12 protein-coding genes and 1 pseudogene are annotated in these 16280 nt (G+C 42.1%); 6 read left to right on the top strand and 7 right to left on the bottom strand.

Going from position 1 to position 16280, the window contains the following annotated elements; all coding sequences use genetic code 11:
- Window positions 1-143 precede the first annotated feature (143 nt).
- The 6 genes and pseudogenes from pspF to C2M25_RS15585 all read left to right on the top strand — a co-directional run bounded on the left by pspF (window position 144) and on the right by C2M25_RS15585 (window position 6509).
- The gene (pspF, locus tag C2M25_RS15610; protein ID WP_063706822.1) at window positions 144-1217 is read left to right on the top strand and encodes a phage shock protein operon transcriptional activator; all 1074 of its coding nucleotides are present in this window, start codon (window positions 144-146) and stop codon (window positions 1215-1217) included.
- A 15-nt stretch (window positions 1218-1232) separates the two neighbouring features.
- Window positions 1233-2839: pseudogene (locus C2M25_RS15605) on the top strand (ABC transporter substrate-binding protein).
- Window positions 2839-3873 carry an ABC transporter permease gene (locus C2M25_RS15600; protein ID WP_063706820.1) on the top strand — a complete coding sequence of 345 codons (1035 nt, stop codon included), beginning with the start codon at window positions 2839-2841 and terminating at the stop codon, window positions 3871-3873. The pseudogene C2M25_RS15605 and the gene C2M25_RS15600 overlap by 1 nt, the downstream one beginning before the upstream one ends.
- Complete coding sequence (locus tag C2M25_RS15595) at window positions 3860-4753, top strand: ABC transporter permease subunit (protein ID WP_054562068.1); 894 nt, start codon at window positions 3860-3862, stop codon at window positions 4751-4753. The genes C2M25_RS15600 and C2M25_RS15595 overlap by 14 nt, the downstream gene beginning before the upstream one ends.
- A 2-nt stretch (window positions 4754-4755) precedes the next feature.
- Window positions 4756-5748, top strand: a complete 993-nt coding sequence (locus C2M25_RS15590; RefSeq protein WP_063706819.1) for a peptide ABC transporter ATP-binding protein — start codon at window positions 4756-4758, stop codon at window positions 5746-5748.
- The gene (locus C2M25_RS15585; RefSeq protein ID WP_063706818.1) at window positions 5748-6509 is read left to right on the top strand and encodes an ATP-binding cassette domain-containing protein; all 762 of its coding nucleotides are present in this window, start codon (window positions 5748-5750) and stop codon (window positions 6507-6509) included. The genes C2M25_RS15590 and C2M25_RS15585 overlap by 1 nt, the downstream gene beginning before the upstream one ends.
- A 162-nt stretch (window positions 6510-6671) precedes the next feature.
- Here C2M25_RS15585 and C2M25_RS15580 read toward each other — a convergent pair whose 3' ends face one another.
- The 7 genes from C2M25_RS15580 to tig form a co-directional block, all read right to left on the bottom strand.
- The gene (locus tag C2M25_RS15580) at window positions 6672-7070 is read right to left on the bottom strand and encodes a GNAT family N-acetyltransferase (protein ID WP_063706817.1); all 399 of its coding nucleotides are present in this window, start codon (window positions 7068-7070) and stop codon (window positions 6672-6674) included.
- A gap of 89 nt (window positions 7071-7159) precedes the next feature.
- On the bottom strand, window positions 7160-9061 hold the full coding sequence (gene ppiD, locus C2M25_RS15575; RefSeq protein ID WP_105181504.1) for a peptidylprolyl isomerase: 1902 nt from the start codon (window positions 9059-9061) through the stop codon (window positions 7160-7162).
- A 197-nt stretch (window positions 9062-9258) separates the two neighbouring features.
- Complete coding sequence (locus C2M25_RS15570; RefSeq protein ID WP_175580427.1) at window positions 9259-9549, bottom strand: HU family DNA-binding protein; 291 nt, start codon at window positions 9547-9549, stop codon at window positions 9259-9261.
- Between the two features lie 197 nt (window positions 9550-9746).
- Window positions 9747-12107: an endopeptidase La gene (lon, locus tag C2M25_RS15565; RefSeq protein WP_063706815.1), complete on the bottom strand. Its 2361-nt coding sequence runs from the start codon at window positions 12105-12107 to the stop codon at window positions 9747-9749.
- 143 nt (window positions 12108-12250) lie between these two features.
- Entirely contained in the window at window positions 12251-13534 is a 1284-nt protein-coding gene (gene clpX, locus C2M25_RS15560) for an ATP-dependent protease ATP-binding subunit ClpX (protein ID WP_054553147.1), read from the bottom strand.
- A gap of 135 nt (window positions 13535-13669) precedes the next feature.
- Complete coding sequence (gene clpP, locus C2M25_RS15555; RefSeq protein WP_063706814.1) at window positions 13670-14287, bottom strand: ATP-dependent Clp endopeptidase proteolytic subunit ClpP; 618 nt, start codon at window positions 14285-14287, stop codon at window positions 13670-13672.
- A gap of 274 nt (window positions 14288-14561) precedes the next feature.
- Window positions 14562-15866: a trigger factor gene (gene tig / locus C2M25_RS15550; protein ID WP_063706813.1), complete on the bottom strand. Its 1305-nt coding sequence runs from the start codon at window positions 15864-15866 to the stop codon at window positions 14562-14564.
- Window positions 15867-16280 lie beyond the last annotated feature (414 nt).

Below are 16280 nucleotides of genomic sequence, written 5' to 3'. Positions count from 1 at the left end.
AGTATCAATATGCTTGCCAACTTTTATAAACTTAGAATAACCCAATACATTCAAACAGTTAAACTAAATTTATAAATTTCTTTAGTTCTCCAAGATAATGAAATACACTAGATCTTAGTAAAAATGACTAAGAGTTAGGGAATATGAGCCAATTTCGCCAACAGGATAATTTACTCGGCCAATCTGACAGTTTTTTAAGTGTGCTTGATCAAGTTTCGCAACTAGCAAGTTTAGAAAAGCCAGTTCTTATTATTGGTGAGCGCGGTACAGGTAAAGAACTTATTGCAGCCCGTTTGCACTTCTTATCTAAGCGTTGGGATCAAAACTATATAAAGCTTAACTGTGCAGCGCTTAACGAAAACCTGCTCGAAAGCGAATTGTTTGGTCATGAAAGTGGGGCATTTACCGGTGCCAGTAAACGCCACGAAGGCCGCTTTGAGCGTGCCAATGGCGGTACACTATTCCTTGATGAATTAGCCAACACCTCTGCGATGGTGCAAGAAAAACTGCTACGCGTTATTGAATACGGCGAGTTTGAACGCGTCGGTGGTAAGCAAACTGTTAAAGTCGATACCCGTTTAGTGTGTGCAACCAATGAAGACCTACCAACGCTTGCTGAGCAAGGCGAATTTAGAAGCGACTTACTCGACCGTCTCGCGTTTGATGTTATTACCTTACCTCCATTGCGTGAACGCCAAGAAGATATCATGTTACTGGCAGAACAATTTGCTATTAACATGGCCCGCGACCTTGAGTGGGAGCTATTTAGTGGCTTTACTCGAAGCGCCATCGAAACGCTTCAATCTTATGATTGGCCGGGTAATATTCGTGAATTAAAGAATGTGGTTGAACGTAGCCTGTATCGCCATGGTAACGAACATATTCCCGTTCACCAGATTATTTTAGACCCATTTGCGAGTAAATTTAGACCGAAACAGCGTGTAAAAGCAGCCGTGAGCAGTGCCCCCGTTACAAACGTTGAAGCAGCGCCTATTGCCACTACACAAAATCAAGATGTTGTGACACTCAATAAGCCCGACATTCAATTTCCTTGTAATTTAAAGCAGCTGTCTAACGACTTTGAAATTGATGTCATTAAAAAAGCGCTTGAACATAGCCAATTTAACCAAAAGAAAACTGCAGAACACTTAGAATTAACGTATCATCAATTACGTGGCTATTTGAAAAAATACAATTTATTAGATCAGCAGCAATAGTTAGAGGCTAATCAGGTGTTTAAACCGTTACTTGCTTTGTCTTTGGTGTGCTTAGTAGGCTGCCTAGATAACGAAGAAAAAACCACAGAACAAAAAAACCAGGGCTTGGTCTATTGCGCTGAAGCAAACCCTGTGTCGTTTAATCCGCAAGTGACAACGACGGGGTCAACTATCGATATTATCGCCAATCAGCTTTATGACCGACTACTGAGTATTGATCCAGTGTCTGCCGAATTTCAGGCAGAATTAGCAACCGATTGGAAAATTAGCCCAGATGGTAAAGCAATCACCTTTACCCTACGTAAAGGGGTTAAATTTCATACCACAAAATATTTTACCCCAACCCGTGACTTTAACGCAGATGATGTCATTTTCACCTTTAGCCGCTTATTCGACGTCTACAACCCCTATCACTTCGTTGGCGATGCCAGTTACCCCTATTTTCAAAGTGTGGGTATTGATCAGCTTATTCGCCGTATTGTGCGTGTTTCTGATTACCAAGTACGGTTTGAACTTTATAATGCTGAAAGCAGCTTTTTAGCAAACCTAGCAACCGACTTTGCCGTGGTGTTATCCGAAGAATACGCCATGCAGCTTAAAGCTCGAAATCAAGAAAACTTATTTGACCAATACCCGGTTGGTACGGGCCCATATGTATATAAAGAATACCGCCGCGACCGTTTAATTCGCTATTACCGCAATCCAGACTACTGGAAACATCCGGTTGTGCTTGAGCAACTGGTGTATGACATTACGCCAAACGGCACCACACGCGTTGCAAAAATGCTCACTAAAGAATGTGATGTGACTGCGCATCCAAGCAGCGCGCAGCTGAGTATTTTATCGCAACGCGAAGACATTAAAGTTCAAAAAGAGCAAAACTTAAATATTGGTTACTGGGCTTTTAACACTGAGCGCCCACCTTTTGATGATGTGCGTGTACGCCAAGCACTCGCGAGCGCCATTGATATCGATAAAATTATGCAAGCGGTGTATTACGGTAATGGGATTAAAGCGCAGTCTTTACTGCCTCCTGCTTCGTGGGCATTTGAAGCGCAAAAAGCGATGCCAGAATTTAACCCTGCACTTGCCAAAACTTTACTTGCCGAAGCGGGCTACAAAGATGGCTTTGATATGAATATTTGGGCCATGCCGGTAAGCCGAATTTATAATCCCAATGCCCGTAAAATGGCTGAGCTAATGCAAAGTGATTTACGTAAGATTGGCGTTAACGTCAATATCGTAGAATACGAGTGGAACCCTTTTTACAACGCGTTGGTGAGCATAGACACGATAGCGTATTACTTGGCTGGGCTGCGGATACGCCCGACCCAGATAACTTTATGAGTCCGTTATTAAGCTGCACCGCTACCTTCAGCGGTAAAAACCCGGCTAATTGGTGTGATCCTGAGTTTGACTTATTACTGACTCAAGCGCTTGACACCACCGACATAGAAAAACGTAAACAATATTACAATCAAGCCCAACGCATTATTGTTCAAGAGCTGCCTATTTTACCGATTGCTCATGGCATGCGCTTTCAAGCCGCAAGTAGTGATGTAAAAGGCATCAGCTTGAGTCCATTTGGCGGTATCTCGCTTGCTAATGCGAGGAAAGAATAATGATACTTGATTATATTCTTCGCCGCTTCGCCTTGTTAATGTTTATGATGCTGACGCTGAGTATCTTTACCTTTTCATTAAGCTTTTTGTTTCCGGGTGATGCGCTCACTAACTTAAGTGGTATTACGAACAGCACCTTCTCACAAACCAGTGCGCTTGAAGATAAGTTCCATTTTACTGACAACTATGTGGTGCAATACTTTGCCTTTTTAGACCGTATTTTACACGGTGATTGGGGTGTCTCTTTTGCATCAGGCGAAAGTGTATTTCAACATATCAAAGACTTATTTCCTGCAACACTAGAGTTAAGTGTTTATGCATTGTTTGTCTCTGTTGCTGTTGGCGTACCTGCGGGTATTTTGGCGTCTGCCTATTACAAACGTTGGCCAGACAAATTTATAAACTCAGGCACGCTGATTGGTTACTCAATGCCCGTATTTTGGTTAGCACTGTTGTTGATCATGGTGTTTTCACTGCAGTTAGGCTGGTTTCCGATGTCTGGCCGCATGGGTTTACTTTATGAAATTGAACCAGTGACTGGCTTTATTCTCATTGATATTATTGTTGATGACTTTCCTTACCACGGCATGGCATTTTTAGATGCATTGCATCATTTAACTTTGCCAACCATAGTACTGGCTATGTATCCAACCACAGTATTAGTGCGTTTTACCCGTGATTCAATGTTGAAAGTGTTAGACCAAAGCTATATTAAAACAGCGCGAGCAAAAGGCTTAAACCGTGCTCAGCTGATTATTCACCACGCACTGCGTAATGCGCTGCTACCGGTTATCAAGCAAATAGGTTTACAGTTTAGTACCTTGATCACCCTTGCGATGATCACCGAAGTTATTTTCTCATGGCCAGGCATTGGTCGTTGGCTAATCGATAGTATTTATCAGCGTGACTACCCTGCCATTCAAGGTGGCTTACTCGCTGTTTCTATGTTCGTTATTTTAGCTACGATTATTGCTGAGCTCACTTATACCTTATTCGACCCATTATCGCGGAACCAAGCTCATGGCAAAGTTTAATTTATTCTCTGAAGAGTCGAATAAATCGCCACTGGCGCGATTTTGGAAGAAATTTAAAACCAATCACCCTGCCCTTGTGGGTTTATGGTTATTTATCGCTTTAGTGTTACTGGCTGTATCTGCTCCCCTTCTTGCCCCTTATGGCGTTAACCAGCAACACAGTGATGCACTGCTGTTACCGCCATCTTGGCATGATGCTGGAGATGTACGCTTTCTATTAGGCACCGACGATTTAGGCCGTGATGTGCTCTCACGCTTAATGAATGGCGCGACCTACACGTTTGGTTTATCGGTTGTCGCGGCTTTGATCACCACAGTGATTGGCGTATTAGTGGGTACTTTTGCTGGGATCAGCCGTGGTATTCGTTCAAGTTTTTTAAATCACTTGCTCGATATTACCTTATCGATACCTTCACTGTTGCTTGCCATCATTATTATCGCGATCCTTGGTCCAGGCCTGATGAATACAGTATGGGCAATTATTCTAGCCTTGCTGCCTCAGTTTATTCACTCTGTACGTAACTTGATTGTTGAAGAGCTAAACAAGGATTACATCACGGCATTTAAACTGGATGGTGCGTCAAATTGGCATATTCTCGCCCGTGGTATCTTTCCGAATATTTACGAGCATATTGTGGTTATTTTTACCATGGCGCTTTCTACGGCTATTTTGGATATCTCAGCGCTTGGCTTTTTAAAACTCGGTGCACAACCGCCCACCACAGAATGGGGTGCCATTTTGGCTGAGAATCTGGGTTTAATTTACCTTGCCCCTTGGACTGTTGGCTTACCGGGCGTATTATTATTTTTAGCAGTACTGTCTACCAATTTAGTAGGTGACGGTTTACGCCAAGTGCTTAAAGAACGTAAGGCCGACTAATTATGCAATTACTCGATATTCGCAACCTCACGATAGAGTTACGTACCTCAGATACCGTTATTCGTGCGGTAGATAGAGTGAGCATGACCTTAAAAGAAGGTGAAGTACATGCATTGGTTGGTGAGTCAGGCTCAGGTAAAAGCTTGATTGCAAAAGCTATTGTTGGGGTTTTGAACAAGCGCTGGCATATTACCGCAGACCGCATGCATTGGCGTGGTGTTGATTTAATGCGCTTATCTAACGAACAGCGCCGTAAATTGGTTGGTCAAGACATTGCCATGATCTACCAAGATCCTAGCCGCTGCCTCGACCCAACAGCCAAGATATTTGACCAAATTGCCGAGACCTTACCCGCACAAGAAACCAGTGGTTTTTTCTTAAAACGTAATAGACAACGAAAAGATCGTGTTAAAGCGTTAATCCATAAAGTGGGTATTAAAGATCATAAAAAGGTGCTCGACAGTTATCCTCATGAGCTCTCAGAAGGTATTTGTCAAAAGGTGATGATTGCCATGGCAATTGCGCGTACACCCAAACTACTGATTGCCGATGAACCAACGACAGCCCTTGAAAGCACCACTCGTGCGCAAGTCTTTAGGCTATTAAAGAGCTTGAACCAGCTAAAAAACATGTCGATTTTGATGATTTCTCACGAGCTTGAAGAAATTGTCGAGTGGTCACACGGTATGCATGTATTGTACTGCGGACAAATGGTTGAAGCAGGTCCAACAAATCGTATCTTTAGCCAGCCGCACCACCCGTATACTCAAGCACTGTTAAAAAGTTTACCTGATTATGAGCAAGGGCTTGCTCATAAAGAGCCTTTTTATGCGCTAAAGGGCACCATTCCAACCTTACAGCATCTACCGATAGGTTGCCGTTTGGGGCCGCGTTGCCCACAAGCACAAAAAGAATGTGTGGTAACACCGAAATTGACCAAGCATCACAGCCACAGTTATGCCTGCCATTTCCCATTAATTAAGGCGATGAAATAATGCAACCGCTGTTAAAAGTTCAAGCGTTATCAAAGAGTTTTAACCTACGTGCAGGCTTGTTTTCGCGTAAACGATTCTCTGTTCTAAAAGATATTTCGTTTTGCTTAGGACAAGGCGAGACGATAGCCATTATTGGCGAAACTGGCTCAGGTAAAAGTACCTTGGCAAAATTACTGGCTGGAGCCGATAACGCCGATAAAGGGCAAATTCTACTCGATGGCAATATCATCGAAAATGATGGCTTACGTGATAACGACTGTCGCCACATTCGGATGATCTTCCAAGACTCTGAAGCGTCGTTAAACCCGGGTTTGACGATAGGCGACATGCTGAATGACTGTTTACAGTACAACACTGATTTAAACAAAGAAGCCCGTGAAGAAAAAATAAAACAAACTCTCGCAAAAGTGGGTTTGCTATTAGACCACCAACACTATTACCCACACATGTTTAGTAGCGGCCAATTGCAACGTATAGCGCTTGCAAGAGCTTTAATCTTAGATCCTAAGGTTGTGGTGCTCGATGAAGCGTTATCGTCTCTAGACCCATCTGTGCGCGCACAAACGGTAAACTTATTACTGCGTCTACAAAAAGATACCGGCCTTAGCTATGTGCTTATTACGCATCACCTAAGTTTAGTGCGTCATATTAGCGACCAACTTGTGGTACTTGATCACGGTGAAATTGTTGAATACGGCCAAACTGAAGCGATTTTCCAAGATCCACAGTCGGTGGTGACGCAGAAATTGTTGAACTGCTGATAGTGAGCTGCCAGCTATCAGCCGTTAGCTGTCAGTTTAATTCGGCGTTAAAACGCCTCCTACGCGAGTAAGCAGATACCCCAATTAACTTTACTCTTTCCCCTCGAAACTTTACTCTTTCCCCTCGAAACTTTACTCTTTCCCCTTGCAACTTTACTCTTATCAAAACTTTTTATACATCCCTTGGCTTTGTGGTGCGACAAACTTGTAGCCAAGCTTTTCGTAAAAGCCGGGTTTGTCGGCGACCATAGTGACGTAACTACCTTCATAAGCGGCAGATTCGATGTAGCGGTCAACATGTTCCATAATCACACGCCCTAACCCTTGCCCTTGATATTCAGGTGATACAGCAATATCAACCACTTCAAAATTACAACCACCATCACCAATAACACGACCCATGCCAATCAACTCATTGTTTTTGCGAATACAAATAGCATAGAGAGAGTTTGGCAATCCCGCCTTCGCTGCTGCTAATGAACGAGCGGATAAGCCAGCCTTAAGGCGCATTGCACAGTATTCTTCTGCACTTGGTAACTGCTCTATTAGGCGATACTCCATAAATACTCCTTGTAGTTGCGAGTGCGATTAGCTTCAACGGTAACAAAAAAGGCGCCATAAGGCGCCTTTTATTTAAGTCATTTTGCTACTTATTCAGCAGCTTGCACAACTTTTGGTACTTTTACATCTGCTTGTGCTTTAAGTGCAGCGATGAATACCATGTAGTTTTTATTCACTTGAGCCATAGTGATGTTTTGCTTTTGTTGCTCGTTAATTTCAGCGTTAGCCGCTGGATTAACTGCTTTTAGTGCAACGATAGCCGCATCACCATTGTTTAAGTCAACAACATCAACCACTGGTGCACCTTGAGGGTGAGCCATTTTGAAAGCTTGTTGAACAATCGCAGGTGAAACTGTGTAAGCTTGGCGAGCAAGTGCAGCTTCTTGACGCACTGTTAAGCCTTCAGCTTGTGCAACATCATTTAAGCTCTTACCTGCTTCGATGTCAGCATACAGTGTGCGTGCTTTTTCTTTAGCAAGTTCAGATGCTTTTTGTGCAACTAACGTCGCTTTGATTTGCTCAGAAACATCTGCAAGCACTTTCGTTGTCGCCGCTTTGTGATCGTTTACACGAACAACAACGGCATGCTCATCACCCACTTCAATCACTTCTGAATTCATGCGATCTTCTAACACTTCAGGAGAGAAAATAGCAGCAATCACTTGTGGATTGTTTAGTGGTTCAGGTAACGAGTTACGTGTCACTAGTTCAGTTTTTTGTACTTCAACACCAGCAGCTTCAGCGGCATCCGTTAAAGTATCTGAAATTTCAAACGCCAGCTCACCCATTTGAGTTTGCTTTTCATAAAACGCATTTACTTTCTTAGTACGTTCAAGTTCAGCACGAAGCTCATCTTTTACGTCAGCATATGGCTTAACTTGTTGTGTTTGAATGTCAGTAAGTTTGATGATGTGGTAACCAAATTCTGATTCTACAACGTCTGAAATGTCGCCTTTATTTTCAAGAGCATAAGTTGCATCTTCAAACGCAGGGTCCATCATGTCACGTTCAATCCAATCTAAGTCACCGCCCATTTCAGCGCTCACAACATCATCTGAAGACGATTCAGCTAACTCGGCAAAATCAGCACCATTTTGTAATTGTGCTAGTAACTCTTCTGCTTTCGCTTTTGCTGCATCATCATCTTCGCTGTTATCAATTAAGATGTGCGATACACGACGCTTTTCTGGTTCAACGTACTGGGCACTGTTTTGCTCGTAATACGCTTTAATGTCGTCTTCTGAAACACTTGAATCTAGCGTTAGGTTTGCTGCATTTAAATCAATGTAACTAACTGATACTTGCTCAGGAGCCAAGAATTGCGGTTGATTTAATTCATAGTAATCAGCAATTTCTTGCTCACTCACCGCTACACCCGCTTGTAATGATTCTTTTGTCACAACAAGGTAATCAATACTACGCGTTTGCTGTTGTAGCGCTACGTTGTTGTTTAATTCGTTTTCTAGGATGAAATCAGTACCAGCAACTGCACCAACCAACTGGCTGCGTGTCATGTCTTCACGTAAATACTCACGGAAAGCGTCTGGTTGGAAATTCATTTGACGAATAACTTGTAAGTAACGGTCGTTGCTAAACTGGCCGCCAACTTGGAAGTAAGGCATTTCTAAAATAGCTTTACGAACACTTTCATCACTTACACGAAGACCTAATTCTGCCGCTAGTTGAGTTTGCAATTCTTGTTGTACTAAACGGTCAATTACGCCTTGGCGGATTTGTGCCATGTAATTTGGATCAGCAGCGATTTGTGCGAAGTATTCACCAAATTGTTGTTCTAAACGGTTACGTTCGTTTTGGTATGCACGGCTGAACTCGGTTTGGCTAATTTTAACTCCATTTACTTCTGCAACGGGTTGCTCTGTGGTTTGTCCTAAATAACCACCGATCCCAGCTAAAGCAAAAGATAAAATCACCGCGCCTAAAATAATTTTGGCTGCAGGTCCCTGCGAACCTTCTCTGATTTTCTCAAGCATTTATCTATCTCTATTCTGATCAGGTACAAATTATACCAATTAGCGAATTAAAAATTATTGCGGATTGGTATCAACCCTGCTCATGTAAAAAAAGCGTATCTTACCAGATACGCTTTTTCACTTGAAGTAACTGGTGATAAGTTACCTAAATTCATTTAAGTGTGCTTAGGTATCCCTCACCAACTAATCTTTATTGATTAGTTTACTGCGTCTTTCAGCGCTTTACCTGCTTTGAAAGAAGGAATGTTTGCTGCAGCAATCTGGATAGTCTCACCAGTTTGCGGGTTACGACCTGAACGTGCTGCACGCTCACGTACTGAGAAAGTACCAAAGCCTACTAGCGCTACTGAATCGCCATCTTTAAGAGCGCCTGAAACAGCCTCGATGAATGAATCTAGTGCACGACCTGCAGCCGCTTTAGAAATGTCAGCGTCAGCTGCGATTTGATCGATTAATTGAGATTTATTCACAATATCATCCTCTTTCATTGTTATTATCAAGAGCGATTGTTTTTATAAAAAATAACATCACTGTTTTGAAAATTTATGAGCAAATTAAGTTTATGCTCAGTTTATTATATTTTTCTCAACCCTAGGCCACATAAGGCCTAGGCTTGAAAACTAGTGCTTAACTTATCATACCCTTTGTATTTGAAAAGCCCCTAATTGCACTTTTTTGCGGTTTTTTACTGGTTTTTTTCAGTTTCGACAGAAAAACTCTCAACTGGATGCTTCAAAGCCAGTTTTAAAACGTCATCAATCCATGTAACTGGGTGAATTTCAAGGCCCTCTAATACGTTGTCTGGGATCTCTTTTAGGTCACGTTCGTTAATTTTTGGAATAATAACGGTCTTAATTCCACCACGATGTGCGGCTAGAAGCTTTTCTTTTAAGCCACCAATTGGTAATACTTCACCACGTAACGTGATTTCACCCGTCATCGCAACATCTGAGCGTACCGGGTTACCCGTTAAGCTTGATACCAAACCAGTTACCATCGCAATACCAGCACTTGGGCCATCTTTTGGTGTCGCACCTTCAGGCACGTGCACATGAATGTCACGTTTTTCGTAGAAGTCGCTATTAATGCGTAATTTTTCAGCACGATTACGAACGACTGTCATTGCAGCCTGAATTGACTCTTGCATCACATCGCCAAGTGAACCGGTGTAAGTTAGCTTGCCTTTACCTGGTACGGCTGCTGATTCAATCGTCAGTAAATCACCACCTACTTCAGTCCATGCAAGGCCAGTTACTTGACCAATGCGGTCGCCGTCTTCAGCTTTGCCATAGTCAAAGCGCTGCACACCTAAGAACTCTTCAAGATTGCTATCGTCGATAACAACTTTCTTAGTGTCTTTATCTAGTAAGATGTTCTTAACCGCTTTACGGCATAGTTTTGACACTTCACGCTCTAAATTACGAACACCCGCTTCACGAGTGTAGTAGCGGATAATGCCAATAATTGCGCTGTCAGCAATCTCAACTTCGTCATCTTTTAAGCCATTACGCTTAACTTGTTTAGGAATTAAGTGTTGCTTAGCAATGTTTAGCTTCTCGTCTTCGGTGTAACCCGAAAGGCGAATAACTTCCATACGGTCTAATAATGGACCTGGGATATTAAAGCTATTTGACGTTGCCACGAACATCACGTCTGATAAGTCGTAATCAACTTCTAAGTAGTGATCAGCAAAATGGCTATTTTGCTCAGGATCAAGTACTTCAAGTAATGCTGATGCTGGGTCGCCACGCATATCTGATGACATCTTATCGATTTCATCCAATAAGAATAATGGGTTCTTCACACCAACTTTAGTCATATTCTGGATTAACTTACCTGGCATTGAACCAATGTAAGTACGACGGTGACCACGAATTTCTGCTTCATCACGTACACCACCTAATGCCATACGCACATATTTACGACCGGTAGAACGCGCAATTGACTGACCTAATGAGGTTTTACCCACACCAGGAGGGCCCACTAAACATAAAATTGGACCTTTTAGCTTATTAGTGCGCTGTTGCACCGCTAGGTACTCAATAATGCGTTCTTTAACTTTATCTAGGCCGTAATGGTCGCTATCTAAAATCTTTTGTGCGCCAGCTAAGTCTTTTTTCACTTTAGAGCGTTTTTTCCAAGGCACATTGATAAGCGTATCAATGTACGAGCGCACTACAGTTGCTTCCGCCGACATAGGCGACATCATTTTTAACTTGGCAAGCTCAGCATTGGCTTTTTCTTGCGCTTCTTTAGGCATGCCAGACTCTTCGATACGCTTTTTAATCGCTTCGAATTCATCAGGTACATCATCAAGTTCGCCCAGCTCTTTTTGAATCGCTTTCATTTGCTCGTTGAGGTAGTACTCACGCTGCGATTTTTCCATCTGCTTTTTAACGCGTGTACGGATTTTTTTCTCAACTTGCAGTAAATCGATCTCACCTTCCATAAGTGCCATTAAGTATTCAAGGCGCTCAGTGACATCGGCAATCTCAAGTACTTTTTGCTTCTCAGGAACCTTCAGTGGCATGTGCGCTGCCATAGTATCGGCAAGGCGTGCAGCTTCATCAATACCTGATACTGAAGTAAGTACTTCAGGTGGGATCTTCTTATTAAGCTTTACATAACCTTCAAACTGGCTCACAGCACTACGAATGAAGATATCTTGTTCTTGTTCGTCGATATGGCCTGATTCAATAAACTGTGCTTCTGCAACAAAGAAATCATCGTTATCTAAAAACTTTTCAACGCTTGCACGTTGCGTGCCTTCAACTAGCACTTTTACAGTGCCATCAGGCAGCTTTAATAACTGAAGTACTGTGGCAATGGTGCCAACACGGTAGATATCATCTTGCTGTGGATCATCAACAGAGGCGTCTTTTTGCGCCACTAGGAAAATTTGTTTGTCCTTGTCCATCGCCGCTTCTAGGCATTTTATTGATTTTTCACGACCAACAAATAGCGGGATCACCATGTGTGGATACACCACTACATCGCGCAGTGCCAACACGGGGATTTCGACTCGATCAGTTCTCTCAAGCGTCATTATATTCTCTTCGCACTTCATTTATTTTAAAGATTACTCAAGTATATGGGGATATGTAAGGGAAAGTTCAACATATTTATAAAAAAAGGAGCCTTTGGCTCCTTTTTCGTGTTCAACTGCTTAACTTTTAAACTATTACAGTTTTATTCTGATGCAGCTTTGTCTTGGTTACCGCTTTGGTAAATCAAAATTGGATCTGATTCGCCTTTAATAACGGTTTCATCGATAACCACTTTGCTCACATCATCCATCGAAGGTAATTCATACATAGTATCAAGTAGTACACCTTCAACGATTGAACGTAAGCCACGGGCACCTGTTTTACGCTCCATTGCCTTGTGAGCAATCGCACTCAATGCATCTTCGCGGAACTCAAGCTCAACATCTTCCATCGCAAATAATGCAGAGAACTGTTTAGTTAATGCATTTTTTGGTTCACTTAAGATTTGAATAAGCGCTGCTTCATCTAGTTCTGTTAGTGTTGCAACAACCGGAAGACGACCAATAAACTCTGGGATTAAACCATATTTAACTAGATCTTCTGGCTCAACATCTTTAAATGTTTCGCTAAGGCTGCGACTACCTGATGATTGCTTAACTTCAGCGCCAAAACCAATGCCGGTATTTTTATGACTGCGTTGTTCAATCACTTTATCAAGGCCAGCAAATGCACCGCCACAGATAAATAGAATTTTCGATGTATCTACTTGCAAGAACTCTTGCTGTGGATGTTTACGACCGCCTTGTGGTGGCACAGACGCAACCGTCCCTTCTATTAGTTTAAGTAAGGCTTGTTGTACACCTTCACCTGATACGTCACGGGTAATCGATGGATTATCAGACTTGCGAGAAATCTTGTCGATTTCATCAATGTAGACAATACCACGTTGCGCTTTTTCAACGTCGTAATCACATTTTTGCAGTAGCTTTTGAATAATGTTCTCAACGTCTTCACCTACATAACCCGCTTCAGTTAGTGTCGTTGCATCAGCCATCGTGAATGGCACATCAAGTAAACGAGCCATGGTTTCAGCAAGTAATGTTTTACCACTACCTGTAGGGCCAATTAATAGGATATTACTCTTACCAAGCTCTATATCCGCATTGATTGTTTGATTACGTAAACGTTTATAGTGATTGTATACCGCAACCGACAGCACTTTTTTCGCGTGGTCTTGGCCAATCACGTAATCATCTAAGTGATTACGAATTTCTTTCGGCACAGGCAGTTTATCAGACGCATTATGCTTCGGCGCAATGTCTTTGATTTCTTCCCTGATAATATCGTTACACAGCTCAACACATTCATCACAAATATATACTGAAGGGCCAGCAATTAATTTGCGAACTTCGTGCTGGCTTTTGCCGCAAAAAGAGCAGTATAACAATTTATTACTTTTGTCGCCGTCTGTAGGAGTGTCAGACATTCAGCTACCTCATTTATTACGTTGGCAGCAGCGCGAGGCTACTGCTAATTCACTATGTTTAACTATATCAAAGATTATTAGTTTTCGCATAGTAAAGGGTGATAGCTAACAATACGATATTATTAGCTATTCAGATTACTTCGAATCGCGGCTTGAAAATACTGAGTCAACTAGGCCATATTCAACAGCTTCGCTTGCGCTCATAAAGTTGTCGCGATCGGTATCACGAGATACAACTTCTAGCGGCTGACCAGTATGTTCAGCCATTAAACGGTTTAGCTTATCTTTAATTGATAAGATTTCACGGGCGTGAATTTCAAAGTCAGACGCCTGACCTTGGAAACCACCTAATGGTTGGTGGATCATCACACGTGAATTCGGTAAACAGAAACGCTTACCTTTAGCACCACCTGATAATAAAAACGCACCCATGCTTGCCGCTTGGCCAACACAAATTGTGCTTACGTCAGGTTTGATAAAATTCATGGTATCGTAAATTGCCATACCAGCAGTCACTGAACCACCAGGCGAATTGATATAAAGGTAAATATCTTTCTCTGGGTTCTCTGATTCTAAGAAAAGCATTTGTGCAAGAATCAAATTAGCCATGTTATCTTCAACTTGGCCTGTTAAGAAAATAATGCGCTCTTTTAAAAGACGTGAGTAAATATCATATGAGCGCTCACCTTTCGCTGTTTGTTCAACAACCATAGGGACTAATGCGTTTAGAGGGTCTATCATACCGCTATTCATTCTTATTTAATTCCTTATCCGCTGCGACTCATCCTTACTATAAGGAAAGCACATTTATACTAATGTTAATTAAGCTGTCTGTTCAATCTTTATAAGTATATAGGAACTTATCAGAACAAATTCAATCCTCGTCGAAAAAAGTTCTGAATTAACATCAGTTTTGTTGTTTTTTGAGAAACTACTTAGCACAAACTAAAATGGCCCGAGTACACTGTATAAATACAGGGTAACACGAGCCATTTAATCGTTAGCGAGAGCTTAAGTCAATGACTTATTAAGCACCTTGCTGTGGATTCATGATGTCGTCGAATGCTTTTTCAACGTCAGTCACGTTTGCTTTAGCTAGGATAGCTTCAACTGCTTGCTCTTCCATAGCAACGTTGCGCATTTGCTGCATAAGTTGATCATTTGCTTTGTAGTACTCTACTACTTCAGTTGGATCTTCGTATGCAGAAGCTACAGTTGCGATTAACTCTTCAACTTTAGCGTCGTCAACTTTAAGCTCGTTCGCTTTAATTACTTCACCTAGTAATAGGCCAGTTTTAACGCGAGTAACAGCTTGCTCGTGGAATAATTCAGCTGGAAGCTCAGGCATGTTTTGAGCGTTGCCACCGAAACGTTGTGCAGCTTGCTGACGTAGTGCATCAATTTCTTGATCAACTAGCGCTTTAGGCACTTCGATTTCGTTGTTAGCTAAAAGACCTTTGATTGCTTGGTCTTTAACGTTAGCTTTAACCGCTTGGTCAAGCTCACGTGTCATGTTCTTTTTAACTTCTTCTTTAAGAGCATCAACACCGCCTTCAGCTACACCGAATTTAGCTGCGAACTCATCGTTAAGCTCTGGAAGCTCTTGCGCTTCAACTTTTTTCACAGTGATTGCGAAAGAAGCAGCTTTACCTTTAAGGTTTTCAGCGTGGTATTCTTCAGGGAATGTTACTTCAGCAACAACTTCTTCGCCTGCTTTTTTACCAACGATGTTGTCTTCGAAACCTGGGATCATACGACCTTGGCCAAGTTCTAGAGGGAAGTCTTCAGCTTTACCGCCTTCGAACTCTTCACCGTCGATAGAACCAACGAAGTCGATAGTTACACGGTCTTTCTCGCCTGCAGCTGCGTCAACTTCAGCCCAAGTAGCGTGTTGCTTACGTAAAGTTTCTAGCATGTTAGCTAGATCTTCGTCAGTTACAGATACAGCTGGTTTTTCAACAGCGATTTTATCTAAACCTTGGATTTCAACTTCAGGGTAAACTTCGAAAGTTGCATCGAATTCTAAATCTTTACCAGCTTCTAACGCTTTAGGAGCGAAAGTAGGTGCACCTGCTGGGTTAATTTTTTCTGAAACGATTGCTTCAATGTAGTTGCGTTGCATTAATTCGCCAGCAACTTCTTGACGTACTGCAGCACCATAACGCTTGTTGATGATAGACGCTGGAACTTTACCAGGGCGGAAACCATCGATACGCTGGGTTTTAGACAGTTGTTGTAAGCGTTTTTTAACTTCAGTCTCAACGTTCTCTGCAGGAACGGTGATGGTCAGACGGCGCTCAAGGCCTTGAGTCGTCTCAACAGAAACTTGCATGATTTACCTCAATCTTCAATTTTGGCGACTGTTCGCCTTCCTTACAAACAAGGTGATCTCCATGAGTGATAGCAAGTTTTAATGCTGAAAAATTCAACTTAAAACGGCGCATTGTAACCATGAGATACCATTGCTGCTTTGCCTCTATGGGCACTATGTTAAACAATAGACGCGGCATTATAACCTAATATTTATGATAGTCGAGTCTAGGGGGCAATTATTTGGCGTATATAGCAGCATTCAGCGTTTAAGTGCGTAAAAAACGAACGCAATAAATTAACAAAGGAGAATTAAGCTTGCTTAGAGGTATTGAAAAGAATTAACTGGCTTCGAATAGAGGGAATGAAGCATAAATTTTAAAAGTAGTCGGCGATGCAGGATTTGAACCTGCGACTGAATTGGACATACCCAAAC

This window comes from Pseudoalteromonas sp. T1lg21, assembly GCF_002964625.1.
GTDB classification, from domain to species: Bacteria; Pseudomonadota; Gammaproteobacteria; order Enterobacterales; family Alteromonadaceae; genus Pseudoalteromonas; species Pseudoalteromonas gelatinilytica.
This window is presented reverse-complemented; position numbering and strand designations above follow the sequence as displayed.